General features: G+C 67.0%; 16 protein-coding genes. 11 read left to right on the forward strand and 5 right to left on the reverse strand.

Annotation, left to right across the window (positions count from 1 at the left end):
* Positions 1-15 precede the first annotated feature (15 nt).
* Positions 16-843, forward strand: coding sequence for a DUF3025 domain-containing protein (locus tag IFT63_RS03500; protein WP_192083262.1), 828 nt, complete (start codon positions 16-18; stop codon positions 841-843).
* A gap of 104 nt (positions 844-947) precedes the next feature.
* On the opposite strand, the gene greB is transcribed toward IFT63_RS03500, so the two are convergent.
* Positions 948-1,466, reverse strand: coding sequence for a transcription elongation factor GreB (gene greB, locus IFT63_RS03505; protein WP_042614075.1), 519 nt, complete (start codon positions 1,464-1,466; stop codon positions 948-950).
* A 43-nt stretch (positions 1,467-1,509) separates the two neighbouring features.
* Positions 1,510-3,015: a helicase HerA-like domain-containing protein gene (locus IFT63_RS03510; protein WP_192083263.1), complete on the reverse strand. Its 1,506-nt coding sequence runs from the start codon at positions 3,013-3,015 to the stop codon at positions 1,510-1,512.
* A gap of 123 nt (positions 3,016-3,138) precedes the next feature.
* Between IFT63_RS03510 and IFT63_RS03515 the strand changes: the two genes are divergently transcribed.
* Positions 3,139-4,743, forward strand: coding sequence for a transglycosylase SLT domain-containing protein (locus IFT63_RS03515; RefSeq protein ID WP_192083264.1), 1,605 nt, complete (start codon positions 3,139-3,141; stop codon positions 4,741-4,743).
* 198 nt (positions 4,744-4,941) lie between these two features.
* Here IFT63_RS03515 and IFT63_RS03520 read toward each other — a convergent pair whose 3' ends face one another.
* The 3 genes from IFT63_RS03520 to cysS are packed head-to-tail and all read right to left on the reverse strand — an operon-like array spanning position 4,942 to position 8,071.
* Positions 4,942-6,189, reverse strand: a complete 1,248-nt coding sequence (locus IFT63_RS03520; protein WP_192083265.1) for an MFS transporter — start codon at positions 6,187-6,189, stop codon at positions 4,942-4,944.
* Positions 6,186-6,638, reverse strand: coding sequence for a SufE family protein (locus IFT63_RS03525; protein WP_192083266.1), 453 nt, complete (start codon positions 6,636-6,638; stop codon positions 6,186-6,188). Before IFT63_RS03525 ends, IFT63_RS03520 begins: the two co-directional genes overlap by 4 nt.
* Before the next feature lie 56 nt (positions 6,639-6,694).
* Entirely contained in the window at positions 6,695-8,071 is a 1,377-nt protein-coding gene (cysS, locus tag IFT63_RS03530) for a cysteine--tRNA ligase (protein ID WP_192084119.1), read from the reverse strand.
* Positions 8,072-8,246: 175 nt separating this feature from the next.
* Here cysS and IFT63_RS03535 point away from each other — a divergent pair, with 175 nt between their 5' ends.
* The 9 genes from IFT63_RS03535 to IFT63_RS03575 all read left to right on the forward strand — a co-directional run bounded on the left by IFT63_RS03535 (position 8,247) and on the right by IFT63_RS03575 (position 17,065).
* Positions 8,247-8,807: a hypothetical protein gene (locus IFT63_RS03535; RefSeq protein ID WP_192083267.1), complete on the forward strand. Its 561-nt coding sequence runs from the start codon at positions 8,247-8,249 to the stop codon at positions 8,805-8,807.
* A gap of 262 nt (positions 8,808-9,069) precedes the next feature.
* Positions 9,070-10,080, forward strand: coding sequence for an N-acetylornithine carbamoyltransferase (locus IFT63_RS03540; protein ID WP_192083268.1), 1,011 nt, complete (start codon positions 9,070-9,072; stop codon positions 10,078-10,080).
* 60 nt (positions 10,081-10,140) lie between these two features.
* Entirely contained in the window at positions 10,141-11,337 is a 1,197-nt protein-coding gene (locus tag IFT63_RS03545; protein ID WP_192083269.1) for an argininosuccinate synthase, read from the forward strand.
* Positions 11,338-11,427: 90 nt separating this feature from the next.
* Positions 11,428-12,516, forward strand: a complete 1,089-nt coding sequence (locus IFT63_RS03550) for an acetylornithine deacetylase (protein WP_192083270.1) — start codon at positions 11,428-11,430, stop codon at positions 12,514-12,516.
* A 72-nt stretch (positions 12,517-12,588) separates the two neighbouring features.
* Entirely contained in the window at positions 12,589-13,917 is a 1,329-nt protein-coding gene (locus tag IFT63_RS03555; protein ID WP_042614065.1) for an acetylglutamate kinase, read from the forward strand.
* Entirely contained in the window at positions 13,914-14,516 is a 603-nt protein-coding gene (locus IFT63_RS03560) for a GNAT family protein (RefSeq protein ID WP_192083271.1), read from the forward strand. The genes IFT63_RS03555 and IFT63_RS03560 overlap by 4 nt, the downstream gene beginning before the upstream one ends.
* A complete protein-coding gene (argC, locus tag IFT63_RS03565) occupies positions 14,513-15,466 on the forward strand; it encodes an N-acetyl-gamma-glutamyl-phosphate reductase (protein WP_042614063.1) in 954 nt (317 codons plus the stop codon). Before IFT63_RS03560 ends, argC begins: the two co-directional genes overlap by 4 nt.
* Positions 15,467-15,506: 40 nt before the next feature.
* Positions 15,507-16,802 carry an argininosuccinate lyase gene (gene argH, locus IFT63_RS03570; RefSeq protein WP_042614097.1) on the forward strand — a complete coding sequence of 432 codons (1,296 nt, stop codon included), beginning with the start codon at positions 15,507-15,509 and terminating at the stop codon, positions 16,800-16,802.
* Entirely contained in the window at positions 16,802-17,065 is a 264-nt protein-coding gene (locus IFT63_RS03575) for a YciI family protein (protein ID WP_042614062.1), read from the forward strand. The genes argH and IFT63_RS03575 overlap by 1 nt, the downstream gene beginning before the upstream one ends.
* Positions 17,066-17,069: the final 4 nt, after the last annotated feature.

Here is a 17,069-nt window from a genome sequence, read left to right on the forward strand (position 1 = left end):
GGGTGGGTGACGACTGTGGGTCGTCACGCTGCGGAGTCCGGCGCGACCCGCCGCCGCTTCGTCGCGCCACGGCGCGAGGCGGTGGATGCGGCCCGCTTCGCGCATCCTCTGTTTGACGCACTGGCGCCGTTTACCCGGCTGCTGGCGGATGCGGAGTGGCCTTCCATCGAAATGCTCAACGCCGTGCTGCCATTGCAGGTCAAGCGGCTGGTCGAGCAGGACGCGACCTTGCTCGCCGATGGCTGGCACTATGAGCAGCGCATTGCCGAAACCGGCCAGATTGCCACGCGCGCCTGCAATTGGCACGACCTGTTCAACGCGCTGGTCTGGGCGCGCTACCCGGACATCAAGCGGGCGCTCAATACCCGCCAGTGCGTGCATATCCAGCAGATGGGCCCACACGCCCGCAACCGCGCACAAGCCGCGCTGACCCAGTTCGACGAGTCCGGCGTGATCGTGCGGGTGCGTGACGCGCGCCTGCTGGCGGCGTGGGATGCGCACGACTGGCAAGCGCTGTTCGTGCAGGGGACAGGGGACTGGGCGAGCGGCGACATCGGCGTGGCAGCGGTGATCGGTCATGCGCTGCTGGAGCAGGCATTGCTGCCGACGCGGCTGCTGGTGGGCAAATGCCTGGTGGTGCAGGGCGAGGATGACGCTGCCTGCATCGCGGCCGTGGCGCGTGCGCTGGGTGAGGGGGCGGTGCTGCAGGATCCATTGGAGCTGCGTCCGTTGCCGCTGGCCGGCATCCCGGGCTGGCACCCGGCGCAGGACGCCGGGTTGTACGAACAGACGGCGTATTTCCGTCCGTTGCGGGCCGGGCGCGGGTATCCGCCGCCGCTGTAGGTCAAGGGTTCCCCGCGCGCGTCCCGCGCGTTCTGGTAGCGCCGAGCCATGCTCGGCGGCTTTTGGGGTGGCCGCGCTATGCGCTCGCCGAGCGTGGCTCGGCGCTACCGGTCCTGCGTTCCGGCGCCGTACCGCACGGACAGGATCGCGAAGCCATGGCGGCCGCCGGGCAGTTCGACCTCGAACTCATCGTCTACGCGCTTCTTCAACAGCGCCCGTGCCAGCGGGGAGTCAATGCTGATCCAGCCGGTGGCGGCATCGGTTTCGTCCGGCCCGACGATGCGGTAACGGCTGATCTCCGCCGTGTCCACATTCTCCAATTCCACCCACGCGCCGAAGAACACCGCCTGCGGGTCGCTCGGTTCGCCATCGACCACGCGCAGCGCCTCCAGCCGCTTGCTGAGGTAGCGCACGCGGCGGTCGATCTCGCCCAGCTGCTTCTTGCGGTAGGTGTACTCGGCATTCTCCGAGCGGTCACCTTCGGCCGCCGCCGCGGCCAGCGCCTTCACCACTTCCGGGCGGCGCGCGCGCCACAGGTCCTCCAGCTCGGCTTTCAGCCGTGCATGGCCGCCGGAGGTGATCAGCGCGGTGCTCTTTTCTGCGGGGGGACGCCAACGCGACATCTACTGCTCTCTACGCAACTGCAATGCGACAGCTTACGGGCCTTCAGCGCTTTCCGCCGAAGATGCCACCGAGGATCCCGCGCACGATCTGGTTGCCCAGCCTGGTGCCCACCGTGCGCGTGGTCTGCTTGGCCATGGTTTCGATCATGCCCTGGCGTCGCTTGGTGCCGAAGATCGCATCCTTGATCGTCTGGCCGAAACCGCCGTCGTGCGCGTCGTCCTGCTCGCGCGTGCGCGCCTTGGGGGTGGCGGCCTGCTCGACGCTCTTCTGCGCGCGCTGGGCCAGCAGTTCGGCCGCCGATTCACGGTTGATGGCGGTGTCGTAGCGGCTGCCGACCGGGCTGCCGGCACGCACCTGCGTACGTTCGGCGTCGGTGACCGGCCCCATCCGGCAGCGTGGCGGGGCGATCAGGGTCTGCTGCACCGGCATCGGGATGCCTTTGTCCTGAAGGGTGGACACCAGCGCTTCGCCGGTGCCCAGCGAGGACAGCACGCGTGCCACGTCCAGCTTGGGGTTCGGCACGAAGGTTTCGGCAGCGGTCTTCACCGCCTTCTGGTCGCGCGGGGTGAAAGCGCGCAGCGCATGCTGCACGCGGTTGCCCAACTGGCCGAGGATGTTGGATGGCACGTCATCAGGGAACTGCGAGCAGAAGTACACGCCCACGCCCTTGGAACGGATCAGCCGCACCACCTGTTCGATGCGCTGCACCAGGGCAGGGGGCGCATCGTTGAACAGCAGGTGGGCCTCGTCGAAGATGAAGACCAGCTTGGGTTTTTCCAGGTCGCCCACTTCCGGCAGGGTTTCAAACAGCTCCGACAGCAGCCACAGCAGGAAGGTCGAATACAGCTTCGGCTTCAGCACCAGCTGGTCGGCGGCGAGGATGCCGATGACCCCGCGGCCATCGTGGTTGACCCGCATGATGTCGGCCAGTTCCAGTGCCGGCTCGCCGAAGAACGCTTCGCCGCCATCCTGCGACAGCCGCAGCAGGGCACGCTGGATCGCCGCCACCGACTGCGCACTGACCAGTCCGTATTCGGTTGAAATGTCCTTGCGCTCTTCGGCCACCAGCCCCAGCAGCGCACGCAGGTCGTCCAGGTCCAGCAGCAACAGGCCACGGTCGTCGGCCAGTTTGAACACGATGTCCATCACCCCGGCCTGGGTGTCGCTGAGTTCCAGGATGCGGGTGAGCAGGGTGGGTCCCATCTCGCTGACGGTGGTGCGCACCGGATGGCCCAGCTTGCCGTACAGGTCCCAGAAGATCGCCGGACTGGCGGCCGGCGCGTAGTCGGCCACGCCGATCTGCGCGGCGCGCTGCAGCAGCGTATCGCCGCCGGCGCCGGCCACGGCCAGGCCGGACACATCGCCCTTCACGTCGGCCAGGAACACCGGCACGCCGATCCGCGAGAAACCTTCGGCCAGCGTCATCAGGGTCACGGTCTTGCCGGTACCGGTGGCGCCGGCCACCAGGCCGTGGCGATTGCCGAGCTTCGGCAACAGGGTGACCGCTACGTCGTCGGTGATGCCCTTGCCGAGCAGAATCGGGTCCATGGTCCATCCCTTGTGATGAATGCGCGCAATGTTAACCGGCTGCACGGTGCGGGCCATCTCCGGGTTGCCCGGATCGTGGCGGCACCGCTACTCTGCCTGCCTGATTCGCACACAGTGCCAAAAATGCCCGTTCCTGTCCTGCTTGTTCGTGGATTGCCCGTCCTGGCCCTCGCCAGCCTGCTGCTGGCCGTCCCCGACGCCCATGCGCAACGTGTTTCCAACCGTGACCGGGCCAAGGCCGAAGCGCTGCAGCAGCGCATGGGCGTGGCCGAGAAGCGCTATACCGACGCGCTGCTGCGCGTGGCCAATGCCGATCCCAAGGGCGCCGCCGAGGCTGATGCCGCGCTGGAAGACATGGAAGACGTGCTGAGCGAGTGCGTGGTACAGAAGGGCTGCCAGATGAGCACCCTGCTGGCCACCTACAAGCGCCTGCTCAAGCGCGACGCCGACGCCGAGGGCCAAGACAGCGTCGCCGACGAAGCCGGTGACACCCTGCAGGCCGATCCGGACCACATCGGGCCGTTGGCGGCCGACGTGCCCGAAGCGGCGCGCGCGGCGGCGCTGCTCAATGACAAGCGCCACGCCTTCGACAGCATGGTGGAGTACAACCCGGCCATCCAGGCGGGTATCCGGCGCTGGCTGACCGATATGCGTCCGGCCCTGCTGACCAGCTACGAGAATTACCAGAACGTGCGCGCGGTGATGTGGCCGGAATGGGAGAAGCGCGGCCTGCCCGAAGCGCTGTTGTTCGGCATCATGGCCAAGGAGTCCAATGGCCGCGTGCACGCCTCTTCGCGTGCCGGCGCTGCCGGCCTGATGCAGTTCATGCCGGCCACCGGCCGGCGGTTCGGGCTGGGTCCGGATGGCACCGGCTTCGACACCCGCTTCGATGCGCGCAGCGCAGCCGAAGCCAGTGCGACGTACCTCAACGAGCGCATGCGCCAGCTCAACAACAACATCGAACTGTCGCTGGCCGGTTACAACGGCGGCGAAGGGCGCGCGCTGCGCGTGTTCCGGCAGAACGCTGGACAGAGCTTCTGGGTGGACAGCGTCTACAACGAGTTCCCCGCCGAGACCAAGGACTACGTGCCGATGGTCATTGCCGCAGCCTGGATTTTCCTGCATCCGCAGCAGTACGGCGTGGAGTTCCCGAAGGTCAACGCGCAGCCGGCGACGGTGCGCCTGGCCAAGTCCACCACGATCTATGAGCTGACCATCTGCCTGGGCAGTCAGGGTACGCGCGATGGCTACATGCGCACGCTGCGCAACCTCAACCCGCGTTACGAAGCGGACGGCTGGATTCCGGCCGGCACGCTGATCAACGCGACCACCCGCATCGCCGGCCTGTACACGCGCAACTGCGTGAGTGGCCCGCGCGCCGATCTGGCACGTACCTTGATCACGGCCGATCTGAACGCGGCGATCGTTCGCCCGAGCGCAGCCAGCTTCACCGGCAGCGTGGCGGTGGGCGGGGTGGTGCCGGTGGCCGCAGCGGAAGCCAGCGTGGTGGGCACCGCCCCGACCGCGCCGGTAGTGGCGCCACGTCCCGCTGCGCCGCGCGCGCAGCCAGTGCGTTCGCACAAGGTGGGCCGGGGTGAAACCCTGGGCCGGATCGCGGCGAAGTTCAGCTGCGATGTGCCAACCCTGGCCCGCGCCAATGGCCTGAAGGCCCCGGCCTACAGCCTGCGCCAGGGCCAGACACTGAAGCTGCAGGGCTGCGGCAACTGACCAACCCGGTAGTGACGGCCGCTGGCCGTCATGGGGTTCCGCTGCCGTGGTGGGTGACGACCGTTGGTCGTCACGCGGCTGGATCCCGCCGAGCATGGCTCGGCGCTACCGATTCACAGGGGGTAGTGACGGCCGCTGGCCGTCATCTGGTTCCACTGCCTTGGTGGGTGGCGACCGTCGGTCGTCACGCTGCTGGATCTAGTGCAGGTCGCGCAGGTTCAGGCGGCGCAGCGTGGGGTTCTTCCACGCCGTGATGCCCGCCACGCTGAGCACCGCAAAACCGCCCAGCACCACCGCCGGCACCAGCCCCAGCCACCTGGCCATCGTGCCGGCATAGAACGCGCCGAGTTCGTTGGACGAACTGATGAAGATGCCGTTGATCGACGACACCCGGCCGCGCATTTCTTCCGGCGTGGCCAGCTGCAGGATGGTCGAACGCACCACCACCGACACGCCGTCGAACGCACCGTAGAACAGCAGGATCAGCGCCGACAGCCAGAAGTGGTGCGACAGCCCGAAGCCGATCACGCACAGCCCGAAGCCGGCCACCGCGAACAACAGCACGCGGCCGGCATGCTTCTGCAGCGGGTGGCGGGCCAGCCACAGGCCGACCGCGATGGACCCCAGCGCAGGCGCTGCACGCAGAATGCCCAGCCCTTCGGGCCCGTAATGCAGGATCTCCTGCAGGAACGCAGGCAGCATCGCCACCACGCCACCCAGCAGCACCGAGAACATGTCCAGCGCCATCGCCCCGACCATGATCCGGTTGCCGATCACGAAGCGCGCGCCTTCGGCGATGCTGCGGAAGATCGGCGCGGCCGGGCCGGTGTGCACCGGTTCGCTGACTTTCAGCGTGGCCAGGCAGGCCATCGCCATCAACGCAAAGCCAGTCGCAGCGCCGTAGGCCACGCCCTTTCCGCCCCAGCCTACCAGTACGCCGCCCAGCGCCGGCCCCACCACCATGCCGGCCTGGAAGAACACGCTGCCCAGGCCTGCGCCGCGGGCAAACTGATGCCGCTCCAGCACCCGTGCGAACAGCGCGTTGTAGATCGGCGACAGGAAGGCGCGGACCATGCCGGTCAGCGCGATGGCGGCATAGATCGGCCACACACCGTGGAACGGCAGCCAGCCCAGCGCCACCGCGCACAACACCAGTGCGGTCGCCACCAGTCCGGCGCAGGCCACCATGCCCAGCCGGCGTCGCGGCAGATGGTCGACCAGATAGCCGGCAAACGGGGCCACGCAGAAGAACGGCAGCACTTCGGCCAACCCGACCAGGCCCAGCGAAAACGGATTGCGGGTCACTTCATAGATGTGCCAGCCCACCGTGACCGCAACCACCTGGTAGGACAGCATCGCGAAGATGCGGTAGGCCAGCAGCTGGCTGAAGCCCGGCCGCGCCAGCAGGGTACGCGCGGTCTCTTCGGTGGGGGCCGGCAGACTCACGGGCGCGTGGAGTGCAGCTGGGCCTGCGCGGTTTCGCGGATGAAGGCCAGCATCGCGGCCACGCCGTTGCTGCGGGTGGGCGACAGGTGCCGCGACAGGCCGATGTCCTGGATGTAGCTGGGTTCGGTGTCGATGATCTCCTGTGCGGAGCGCCCGGAGTACACGCGCAGGGCCAGGAAGATCAGCCCGGACACGATCGCCGAGTCACTGACCGCACGGAAGTGCAGGGCATCGGCATTGCCCTCCGGCACGATCCAGACCATCGACTGGCAACCCAGCAGGCGGTGCTCCTCGGTCTTCCATTCTTCCGGGAAGACCGGCAGCTTGCGGCCCAGGTCGATCAGGTACTGGTAGCGCTCGGACCAGTCGCCGAAGAAGGAGAACTCCTCGGCGATGGTGGTCTGGGCCTCGGCGGCGGTAGGTTCAAGCGGGAACGGGGAATCGGTCATTTCATTCTTCATCTGGCGGGGTGCGGCCGGCCGGGATGGGGCCGGCACGAGGGCGATCAGGCGCGCTTGCGCACCCAGCGCACGCCCTGCGCGGTGTCTTCCAGCACGATGCCTTCGGCGGCCAGCTGGTCGCGGATGGCGTCGGAGCGGGCGAAATCGCGTGCCTGCTTGGCCGCGCTGCGCTCATCGATCAGGGCCTGGATGCGGGCATCGTCGTCGCTGCTGCCGCCGGCGGTGCCGAACCAGGCGGCGGGATCCTGCTGCAGCAGGCCCAGCACCAGGCCGGCGCCCAGCAGGTCCTGCTTCAGCTGCATGCGCTCGGCCGGATCGGTGGCCTTGCGCGCTTCGCCGGCGATGCGGGCCAGTTCAGCCAGCGCCAGCGGTGTGTTGAGGTCATCGTCCAGCGCGGCTTCCACCACGGCCGGTATGCGTGCACTGGCCTGCAGGTCGGCGAGATCGCGCAGGGTGCCGTACAGGCGGTCCAGAGTGCGCCCGGCCTGCTCGATCACCGCATCGGACCAGTCCAGCGGTTGACGGTAATGCGCCGAAAGCAGCGCCAGGCGCAGGGCTTCGGGCGGATGCTGGCGAACCAGGTCGTGCACGCGCTCGATGTTGCCCAGTGACTTGCTCATCTTGGCGCCGCCGAAGTTCAGCATGCCGTTGTGCAGCCAGAACCGCGCGAAGATCTCACCGCCATGCGCGCACTCGCTCTGCGCGATTTCGTTCTCATGGTGCGGGAACTGCAGGTCCACGCCACCGGCATGGATGTCGATGGTCGGGCCCAGGTGGGCGGCGGCCATCGCCGAGCATTCGATGTGCCAGCCAGGGCGGCCACGGCCCCACGGCGAGTCCCAGCCGGGCAGATCGTCGCTGGAGGGCTTCCACAGCACGAAATCGCCGGCTGCGCGTTTGTAAGGGGCCACTTCGACGCGGGCGCCGGCCAGCATTTCCTCAGGATCACGGCGGGAGAGCTTGCCGTAGCCGTCGAAGGTGTCCACGGCGAACAGCACGTGGCCTTCGGCGGCGTAGGCGTGTCCGCTGTCGATGAGCCGGGCGATCATCTCGATGATCTGCGGCATGTGCGCGGTGACCTCCGGTTCGATGTCCGGCGGCACCACGCCGAGGGCGGCCATGTCCTCGCGGTAGGCGGCGGCGAACCGGTCGGTGATGGTGCTGATCGGGACGCCCTGCTCGCGCGCGGCGGTGTTGATCTTGTCATCCACGTCGGTGATGTTGCGGGCGTAGCGCAGGGTGCCGAAGCGACGGCGCAGCAGGTCGGCCAGCACCCCGAACACCACCGGGCCGCGCGCGTTGCCGATGTGCACGTAGTTGTAGACCGTGGGGCCGCACACATACAGGGTCGGACAGGCCGGATCGAGCGGAGTGAACGTTTCCAGCTGGCGTGTCAGGTTGTTGTGCAGGCGCAGGGTCATGGTGGGGGCGCTGGGGGACAAGCCGTCGATTCTAGCGCTGCAGGGGCTCCCGGGGTACCGCGCGGGGTCATTCGGGCACGCCATGGGCTGGCCCCCTGCGCCGCGGACGGGTAATGTTCAGCCCCTTGGCGTCCGTGCTGCCTACACTATCAATGTGCCCTCGAACCCGTTGCCGATGAGATACCTCTTCCTTCCTGCACTGGCTGCCTGCCTGCTGGCCGGCCCTGCCATGGCCCAGTCGGAAGAGGCCGAGCCGCGCAACCGGGTGGTGATCGTGGAGAACATCAAGCTGGATTACGCCCAGGTGCTCAACGTCGAGCCGGTGTTCCAGATCCTGCGTGCCACCCGCACCGAAGAGCATTGTGAACCGGTCACCACGCGCAACCTGCCGCCGGTCAACGTTACCGGTGAAGAGCCGGTGGAAGAGAAGGGCCGCTTCGGGCGCCTGTGGGATTCGGTGCGATCGATCTTCAAGCCCGGCGAAGAGGGCAGTGACGAGGTGGCCGCCGTGTCGGCCGGGGCCCAGCCCAGCAACGCGCCGATCCTGACCCGGGACTGCCGCATCGTGCCGGTCGGTCGCGAGTTCCGCCGGCCCATCGCCTATGACGTGGACTACGTCTACAAGGGCACCAAGTACCGCTCGCGGCTGCCCGAAGACCCTGGCAACCGGCTGAAGATCCGGGTCTCCATCACCCCGTGGGTCGGTGCGGAACAGGGTTCGCCGGCAAATCCCTGAGGGCGGGTCTTGCACCGCACCATCGGCCATGCCACCATGGGCGGAAATGAACGCAACCGACTTCCAGCACGACTCCAGCGCCGCCCGCCAGGCCAGCAGCATGACCTCGCGTGCCCGCCGACCGGAATCCCACATTTCCGCTGGGTGACCGGAGCTTCGTGCTGTCTGTTCGGTAAAAAACCCAGCCCCCCGGCTGGGTTTTTTCGTTTCCGGGTTCTGAAAAGTTGCATCCGCACCCATTCCACACCGCAAGGATCGATTGATGTCCCTCACGCACTTCCTGAACACCCAGGACTGGAGCCGCAGCGAACTCGATGCGCTGTTGACCCAGGCCGCGCTGTTCAAGCGCAACAAGCTCGGCGACCAGCTGAAAGGCAAATCGATCGCGCTGGTGTTCTTCAACCCGTCCATGCGCACCCGCACCAGCTTCGAACTGGGTGCCTTCCAGCTCGGTGCCCACGCCGTGGTGCTGCAGCCGGGCAAGGACGCCTGGCCGATCGAGTTCAACCTCGGCACCGTGATGGATGGCGATACCGAAGAACACATCGCCGAAGTTGCCAAGGTTCTGGGCCGCTACTGCGACATGATCGCGGTGCGTGCCTTCCCGAAGTTCGTGGACTGGTCGGTCGACCGCGAAGACACCGTGCTGAAGAGCTTTGCCAAGTACTCGCCGGTGCCGGTCATCAACATGGAAACCATCACCCATCCGTGCCAGGAGCTGGCCCACGCGATGGCGCTGCAGGAGCACTTCGGCACCCAGGACCTGCGTGGCAAGAAGTACGTGCTGACCTGGACCTACCACCCCAAGCCGCTGAACACCGCGGTGGCCAACTCCGCGCTGACCATCGCCACCCGCATGGGCATGGACGTGACCCTGCTGTGCCCGACCCCGGATTACATCCTGGACGAGCGCTACATGGGCTGGGCCGAGCAGAACGTGGCCGAGAACGGCGGTTCACTGCAGGTCAGCCATGACATCGAAAGCGCCTACACCGGTGCCGACGTGGTGTACGCCAAGAGCTGGGGCGCGCTGCCGTTCTTCGGCAACTGGGAACCGGAAAAGCCGATCCGCGACCAGTACAAGCACTTCATCGTGGACGAGCAGAAGATGGCGCTGACCAACAACGGGGTCTTCAGCCATTGCCTGCCGCTGCGTCGCAACGTCAAGGCCACCGATGCGGTGATGGATTCGCCGCAGTGCATCGCCATCAACGAGGCCGAAAACCGGCTGCACGTGCAGAAGGCCATCATGGCCGCGCTGGCCGGCCGCTGATTTCTTTCTGATTCGAACATTCCGCCGGGCATCACCTGGCGCTACCAGGACCTTACCCCCATGAGCAACAAAGACGTCGTCCTCGCCTTCTCCGGCGGCCTTGATACCAGCTTCTGCGTGCCCTACCTGCAGGAGCGCGGCTACAACGTGCACACCGTGTTCGCCGACACCGGCGGCGTGGATGACGAAGAGCGCGACTTCATCGAAAAGCGCGCCGCCGAGCTGGGCGTCACCAGCCATGTCACCGTCGATGGGGGTCCTGCGATCTGGGAAGGTTTCGTCAAGCCGTTCGTCTGGGCCGGTGAAGGCTACCAGGGCCAGTACCCGCTGCTGGTGTCGGACCGTTACCTGATCGTCGATGCTGCGCTCAAGCGCGCCGCCGAACTGGGTACCAACATCATCGCGCATGGCTGCACCGGCATGGGCAACGACCAGGTGCGTTTCGACCTGGCGGTGAAGGCGCTGGGCGACTACCAGATCATCGCCCCGATCCGCGAAATCCAGAAAGAACACACCCAGACCCGCGCTTACGAGCAGAAGTACCTGGAAGAGCGCGGCTTCGGCGTGCGCGCCAAGCAGCAGGCCTACACCATCAACGAGAACCTGCTGGGGCTGACCATGTCCGGCGGTGAGATCGATCGTTGGGAAGCGCCGGGCGAAGGCGCCCGCGGCTGGTGCGCACCGCGCAGCGAGTGGCCGGAGCAGGCCCTCACCGTCACCCTGAAGTTCGTCGACGGCGTTGCCGTGGCGCTGGACGGCAAGGCACTGCCGGGCGAAAAAATCCTGGCCACGCTCAACAAGCTGTTCGCTCCGTATGGCGTGGGCCGTGGCGTGTACACCGGCGACACCGTGATCGGCCTGAAGGGTCGCATCGTCTTCGAGGCGCCGGGCCTCGTGTCGCTGCTGGCCGCGCACCGTGCACTGGAAGATGCGGTGCTGACCAAGCAGCAGAACCGTTTCAAGCCGGACGTGGCGCGCAAGTGGGTCGAGCTGGTGTACGAAGGCTTCTACCACGATCCGCTGAAGACCGACATCGAAGCGTTCCTGAAGTCCTCGCAGGCCAAGGTCAACGGTGAAGTCGTGCTGGAGACCCGTGGCGGCCGCGTCGATGCGGTGGCCGTGCGTTCGCCGCACCTGCTCAACACCAAGGGCGCCACCTATGCGCAGTCGGCCGACTGGGGCGTGGAAGAGGCGGAAGGTTTCATCAAGCTGTTCGGGATGAGCTCCACCCTTTATGCGCAGGTAAATCGCGGCTGATTGCCGCTGAGGGACCTGCCGGCCGTTGGCCAGCAGGTCTTGCTGACATCGTTGCCGGCCAGCGGCCGGCACTACCGGGATCGTTGATTCATGCTGGAACAGACGCTTCATCACCTGCAGGCCCTGGTGTCTTTCGATACCCGCAATCCGCCGCGTGCGATCACCACGGGGGGAATCTTCGATTACCTGCGCGACAACCTGCCCGGCTTCCAGGTGGAGGTGATCGACCATGGTGACGGGGCGGTCAGCCTGCATGCGGCGCGTGGTGCGCCGAAGTATCTGTTCAACGTGCACCTGGATACCGTGCCGGACTCGCCCCACTGGAGCGCGGATCCGCATGTGATGCGTCGCCTGGACGACCGCGTGGTCGGGCTGGGCGTGTGTGACATCAAGGGCGCGGCCGCGGCGCTGGTGGCTGCCGCCAATGCCAGCGAAGGTGATGCGGCATTCCTGTTTTCCAGCGACGAAGAAGCCAACGATCCGCGCTGCATTGCCGCCTTCCTGGCCCGTGGCCTTCCCTACGAGGCGGTGCTGGTGGCCGAGCCGACCATGAGCGAGGCGGTGCTGGCCCATCGTGGCATCAGCTCGGTGCTGATGCAGTTCGCTGGCCGCGCCGGCCACGCGTCGGGCAAGCAGGACGCAGCTGCCAGTGCATTGCACCAGGCCATGCGCTGGGGCAACCGCGCGCTGGACCATGTGGAATCGTTGTCCTCGGCACGCTTCGGCGGGCTGACCGGGCTGCGTTTCAACATCGGCCGCGTGGAAGGCGGGATCAAGGCCAACATGATCGCGCCGGCGGCCGAGCTGCGTTTCGGTTTCCGCCCGCTGCCGTCGATGGACATCGACGCGCTGCTGGCCACATTCGCCGGACTGGCCGAGCCGCAAGCGGCGCTGTTCACCGAAACCTTCCGTGGCCCCAGCCTGCCGGCCGGGGACATCGCCGATGCCGAGAACCGGCGCCTGGCCGCGCGTGACGTGGCCGATGCGCTGGACCTTCCCATCGGCAACGCGGTGGATTTCTGGACCGAAGCCTCGCTGTTCTCGGCCGGTGGCTACACCACGCTGGTGTTCGGCCCGGGCGACATCGCCCAGGCCCATACCGCCGATGAGTTCGTGACGCTGGAACAACTCCAGCGCTATACCGACGCCGTGCACCGGATCATCAGCGCCGGCGCGTGAACCCCCCGATGCCGTCGTGCCCCGGCACGGCGGACCTGCAACGCGGCCCCCGCCGCCTGTGACGAAACCGAAATGTCCCCAGCCCTCCAGCCTCATCGCCAGACCCGCCAGACCATCGTGCGCCTGCTTTCCAGCATGGCCAGCGCGAAGGAGATCAGCCAGTACCTCAAGCGTTTTTCGCAGCTCGACGCCAAACGCTTCGCGGTGGTGAAAGTGGGTGGGGCGGTGCTGCGCGATGACCTGGAGGCGCTGACGTCCTCGCTGTCGTTCCTGCAGGAAGTCGGGCTGACCCCGATCGTGCTGCACGGTGCCGGCCCGCAGCTGGACACCGAGCTGGCCGCTGCCGGCATCGAAAAGCAGACCATCAACGGCCTGCGGGTGACCTCGCCGGAAGCGCTGGCGATCGTGCGCCAGGTCTTCCAGCAGTCCAACCTGCGGCTGGTGGAAGCGCTGCAGCAGAATGGTGCGCGTGCCACGTCCATCACCGGTGGCGTGTTCGAAGCCGAGTACATGGACCAGGCCACCTATGGATTGGTCGGCGAAGTGAAGAAGGTCAACCTGGCGCCGATCGAAGCCAGCCTGCGTGCCGGCTCGATCCCGGTCATCACCAGCCTGGGCGAAACCCGCAGCGGGCAGATCCTCAACGTCAACGCCGACTTCGCCGCCAACGAACTGGTACAGGAGCTGCAGCCGTACAAGATCATCTTCCTGACCGGCACCGGCGGGCTGCTGGACGAGGAGGGCAAGGTGATCGATTCGATCAACCTGTCCACCGAGTACGAACACCTGATGAGCCAGCCGTGGATCCACGGCGGCATGAAGGTGAAGATCGAGCAGATCAAATCGCTGCTTGACCGCCTGCCGCTGGAGTCCTCGGTGTCGATCACCCGGCCGGCCGACCTGGCCAAGGAACTGTTCACCCACAAGGGCTCGGGCACGCTGGTGCGCAAGGGCGAACGCGTGCTGCGCGCGACCTCGTGGGAGGAACTGGACCTGCCGCGCCTGCGCGGGCTGATCGAATCCAGTTTCGGCCGCGTGCTGGTGCCGGATTACTTCGACAAGACCCGCCTGCTGCGCGCGTATGTCAGCGAGAACTACCGCACCGCAGTGATCCTCACCGACGAAGCGGAAGGGGTGTACCTGGACAAGTTCGCGGTGCTGGATGATGCGCAGGGCGAGGGCCTGGGCCGGGCGGTGTGGAACGTGATGCTGGACGAGACGCCGCAGCTGTTCTGGCGCTCGCGCAACGGCAACCCGATCAACCACTTCTACTACGCCGAATCCGATGGCTGCTACAAACAGGGCACGTGGAAGACCTTCTGGTTCGGTGCCGATGGCTTTGACCGCATCAAGGCCTACGTCGACCATTGCGCGCAGCGTTCGCCGAGCCTGCTCGGATGAGCACGGTCACCGGGTGGACCGCTGCGCCGACGCTGTCAGGCCGCCATGTCTCGCTTGAACCGCTTCAGGCCGCACACGTGCCGGGCCTGCAGCGCGCCGTGGAAGGCACCGGGCTGGACCAGCTGTGGTTCACCCAGGTGCCATCGGTCGCGGGCGTGGCTGACTATGTCGAGGCGGCGCTGCAGGCGCAGGGCGAAGGCACGATGCTGCCGATGGTGATCCGTGATGCAAGCGGAGAGATCGTCGGTACCACGCGCTATTACGGACTGGATGCCAGCGTACCCAAGCTGAGCATCGGTTACACCTGGTATGCACCACGCGTGCAGCGCAGCGGGGTCAATACCGAGGCCAAACTGCTGTTGCTGCGGCATGCCTTCGAAACGCTCGGCTGCCTGGCCGTGGTGTTTGAAACCAGCTGGTTCAACCATGCCTCGCGCACGGCCATCGCGCGCCTTGGCGCCAAGCAGGACGGCGTGCTGCGCAACCATACCCGGCATCCCGACGGTACGCCGCGCGATACCGTCGTTTTCTCCATCATCGATACGGAATGGGCGGCGGTGAAACGCCACCTGCAGTTCCGCCTGGATACCCACGCATGAATGAAACAACCTTCACCCTGGGCATCGTCGGCGCCCGCGGCCACACCGGTGCGGAGCTGATCAAGCTAGTGGCCGCGCATCCGCGCCTGCAGCTGGCTTTCGTGTCCTCGCGCGAGCGCGCTGGGCAGCGGCTGGCCGGGCACCACCCGGAAATCACCGGCGAGCTGCAGTACGAAAACCTGGACGCCGATGCGGTCGCCGCCAAGGGTGTGGACGCGGTGATCCTGGCGCTGCCCAATGGCCTGGCTGCACCGTTCGTCGCCGCGCTGCAAGCCGCCAAGCCGGACACGGTCATCGTGGACCTGTCTGCTGACTACCGCTTCGAGGGAAGCTGGTACTACGGCCTGCCCGAGCTGACCCGCGGCAACTACAACGGTGAGAAGCACATCAGCAACCCGGGGTGTTATGCCACCGCGATGCAGCTGGCGATCCACCCGCTGCTGGACCTGCTGGCCGGTCCGCCGCAGTGCTTCGGTGTTTCCGGTTATTCCGGCGCCGGCACCACGCCTTCGGACAAGAACAATCCGGAACTGCTGGCCGACAACCTGATGCCGTACGCATTGACCAACCACGTCCACGAACGCGAGGTGTCCGCGCACCTGCGCGTGCCCGTGGAGTTCATGCCGCACGTGGCGCCGCACTTCCGCGGTATCACCATGACGGTCAATATCTGGCTCAACCAGGCCCAGACCCGCGAACAGATCGCCGCGCGCTTCACCGATGCCTATGCTGGTGAGCCGCTGATCGAAGTGGTCGACGAAGCGCCGTGGGTGAGCCGCATCGCCGGCCGCCACGGCGTGCAGGTCGGCGGATTCACCGTGGCGCCGGGCGGCAAGCGGGTGGTGGTGGTGACCACGCTGGACAACCTGTTGAAGGGCGCAGCCACCCAGGCCATGCAGAACCTCAACCTCGCCCTGGGCATCGACGAACTCACTTCGATCCCGCACTGATTGAATCAACGGGCGGCCCACGCCGCCGATGGAGCACAGCATGGCAGACCTTCTGTGGCAGAAGCCGGGCGTCGCGGTCGACGCAAAGATCCAGACCTTCCTGGCCGGTGATGACGTGATCCTGGATCGCGAATTCTTCCTGCATGACATCGCCGCCAGTGCCGCGCATGCCGAGGGCCTGCAGCACATCGGCATCCTCGGTGCCGACGAGCTGGCCGGGTTGCAGCGCGAACTGGAGGTGCTGGCCGATGACTTCCGCGCCGGCCGGTTCGTGCTGGACGAACAGTACGAAGACGGCCATTCGGCCATCGAAGCGCGCTTGACCGATCGCCTCGGCGATGCTGGCCGCCGCATCCACACCGGCCGCAGCCGCAACGACCAGGTGCTGGTGGCGACCCGGCTGTGGCTGAAGGAAAAGCTGCAGCGCGTGGCGCAGCTCAGCGCGGAGATCGCCAAGGTGGCGCTGGACCGTGCAGAGGCCGAGAAAGACCTGCCGATCCCGGGCTATACGCACATCCAGCGTGCCGTCGTTTCCTCCGCCGGCATGTGGTGGGCCGGCTGGGCCGAGGCGTTCATCGACAACGCCGTCCGCGCCCGCGATACCCACGCGCTGGTGGATGCCAATCCGCTGGGTACCGCCGCCGGCTACGGCGTGAACCTGCCGTTGGACCGTGAACACACCACTGCCGCGCTCGGCTTCGCGCGCATGCAGGTATCGCCGATCTACGCGCAGCTGTCGCGCGGCAAGTTCGAGATGGCCGCGTTGGAAGCACTGAGCGGCGCCACCCTGGACCTGCGCCGCATCGCATGGGACCTGTCGCTGTTCACCAGCGCGGAATTCGGCTTCGTGGCGCTGCCGGCGCAGTACACCACCGGCAGCTCGATCATGCCGAACAAGCGCAATCCCGATGTCATCGAGCTGATGCGCGCCACCCATGCCAGCGTCGCCGCTGCCCGTACCGAGATCGAGCAGTTGCTCTCGCTGCCGTCCGGCTACCACCGTGACCTGCAGGGGTCCAAGGGCGCGATCTTCCACGGCTTCGGCCGCGGCCTGGCCGCGCTGGAACTGCTGCCGGCGCTGCTGGCCAACCTGGAATGGCGCAATGACAAGCTGCTGGCTGGCATCGATTCGGGCATGTACGCCACCGATGTGGCGGTCGAGGCGGCCGTCGCCGGCGTACCGTTCCGCGAGGCCTACAAGGCCGCTGCCGCAGGTGCGGACACGGCCGGGCAGGGCCGTACGCCGGAAGGCAGCCTGGCCGCCCGGGTGTCGCCCGGCGCCGCCGCCGACCTGCGCCTGGATGTCCTGCGCGCGCGCTGGCAGGCGCTGGCCTGATGGCCGGCACCGTCTACCTGGTGATGGCGATGCGCCGGCCGGATTTCGACCCGGCGGCGGTGCAGCCGCACATCGCTTTCCTCGATGAACTGCGTGCCGCCGGCCAGCTGCAGCTGACCGGTGGCTTCAGTGACGGCAGCGGTGGCGCCTACGTGCTGTGCAACGTCGCCACCCTGGAACAGGCGCGTGCCATCGTCGCGCGCGATCCGCTGGTGACCCTGCAGTCTTCGGACCTGACCGTCCACGAATGGATCACCCGCTGAGCCC

This window comes from Stenotrophomonas sp. CFBP 13724 (assembly GCF_014841975.1).
Taxonomy (GTDB): Bacteria; Pseudomonadota; Gammaproteobacteria; order Xanthomonadales; family Xanthomonadaceae; genus Stenotrophomonas; species Stenotrophomonas lacuserhaii.

What these genes read in the sequence shown, in the direction of transcription:
- greB (WP_042614075.1), bottom strand. Translation starts at nt 1,466, where the DNA reads ATGTCGCGTTGGCGTCCCCCCGCAGAAAAGAGCACCGCGCTGATCACC.
- IFT63_RS03510 (WP_192083263.1), bottom strand. Translation starts at nt 3,015, where the DNA reads ATGGACCCGATTCTGCTCGGCAAGGGCATCACCGACGACGTAGCGGTC.
- IFT63_RS03515 (WP_192083264.1), top strand. Translation starts at nt 3,139, where the DNA reads ATGCCCGTTCCTGTCCTGCTTGTTCGTGGATTGCCCGTCCTGGCCCTC.
- IFT63_RS03525 (WP_192083266.1), bottom strand. Translation starts at nt 6,638, where the DNA reads ATGACCGATTCCCCGTTCCCGCTTGAACCTACCGCCGCCGAGGCCCAG.
- cysS (WP_192084119.1), bottom strand. Translation starts at nt 8,071, where the DNA reads ATGACCCTGCGCCTGCACAACAACCTGACACGCCAGCTGGAAACGTTC.
- IFT63_RS03535 (WP_192083267.1), top strand. Translation starts at nt 8,247, where the DNA reads ATGAGATACCTCTTCCTTCCTGCACTGGCTGCCTGCCTGCTGGCCGGC.
- IFT63_RS03540 (WP_192083268.1), top strand. Translation starts at nt 9,070, where the DNA reads ATGTCCCTCACGCACTTCCTGAACACCCAGGACTGGAGCCGCAGCGAA.
- IFT63_RS03545 (WP_192083269.1), top strand. Translation starts at nt 10,141, where the DNA reads ATGAGCAACAAAGACGTCGTCCTCGCCTTCTCCGGCGGCCTTGATACC.
- IFT63_RS03550 (WP_192083270.1), top strand. Translation starts at nt 11,428, where the DNA reads ATGCTGGAACAGACGCTTCATCACCTGCAGGCCCTGGTGTCTTTCGAT.
- IFT63_RS03555 (WP_042614065.1), top strand. Translation starts at nt 12,589, where the DNA reads ATGTCCCCAGCCCTCCAGCCTCATCGCCAGACCCGCCAGACCATCGTG.
- IFT63_RS03560 (WP_192083271.1), top strand. Translation starts at nt 13,914, where the DNA reads ATGAGCACGGTCACCGGGTGGACCGCTGCGCCGACGCTGTCAGGCCGC.
- argC (WP_042614063.1), top strand. Translation starts at nt 14,513, where the DNA reads ATGAATGAAACAACCTTCACCCTGGGCATCGTCGGCGCCCGCGGCCAC.
- argH (WP_042614097.1), top strand. Translation starts at nt 15,507, where the DNA reads ATGGCAGACCTTCTGTGGCAGAAGCCGGGCGTCGCGGTCGACGCAAAG.
- IFT63_RS03575 (WP_042614062.1), top strand. Translation starts at nt 16,802, where the DNA reads ATGGCCGGCACCGTCTACCTGGTGATGGCGATGCGCCGGCCGGATTTC.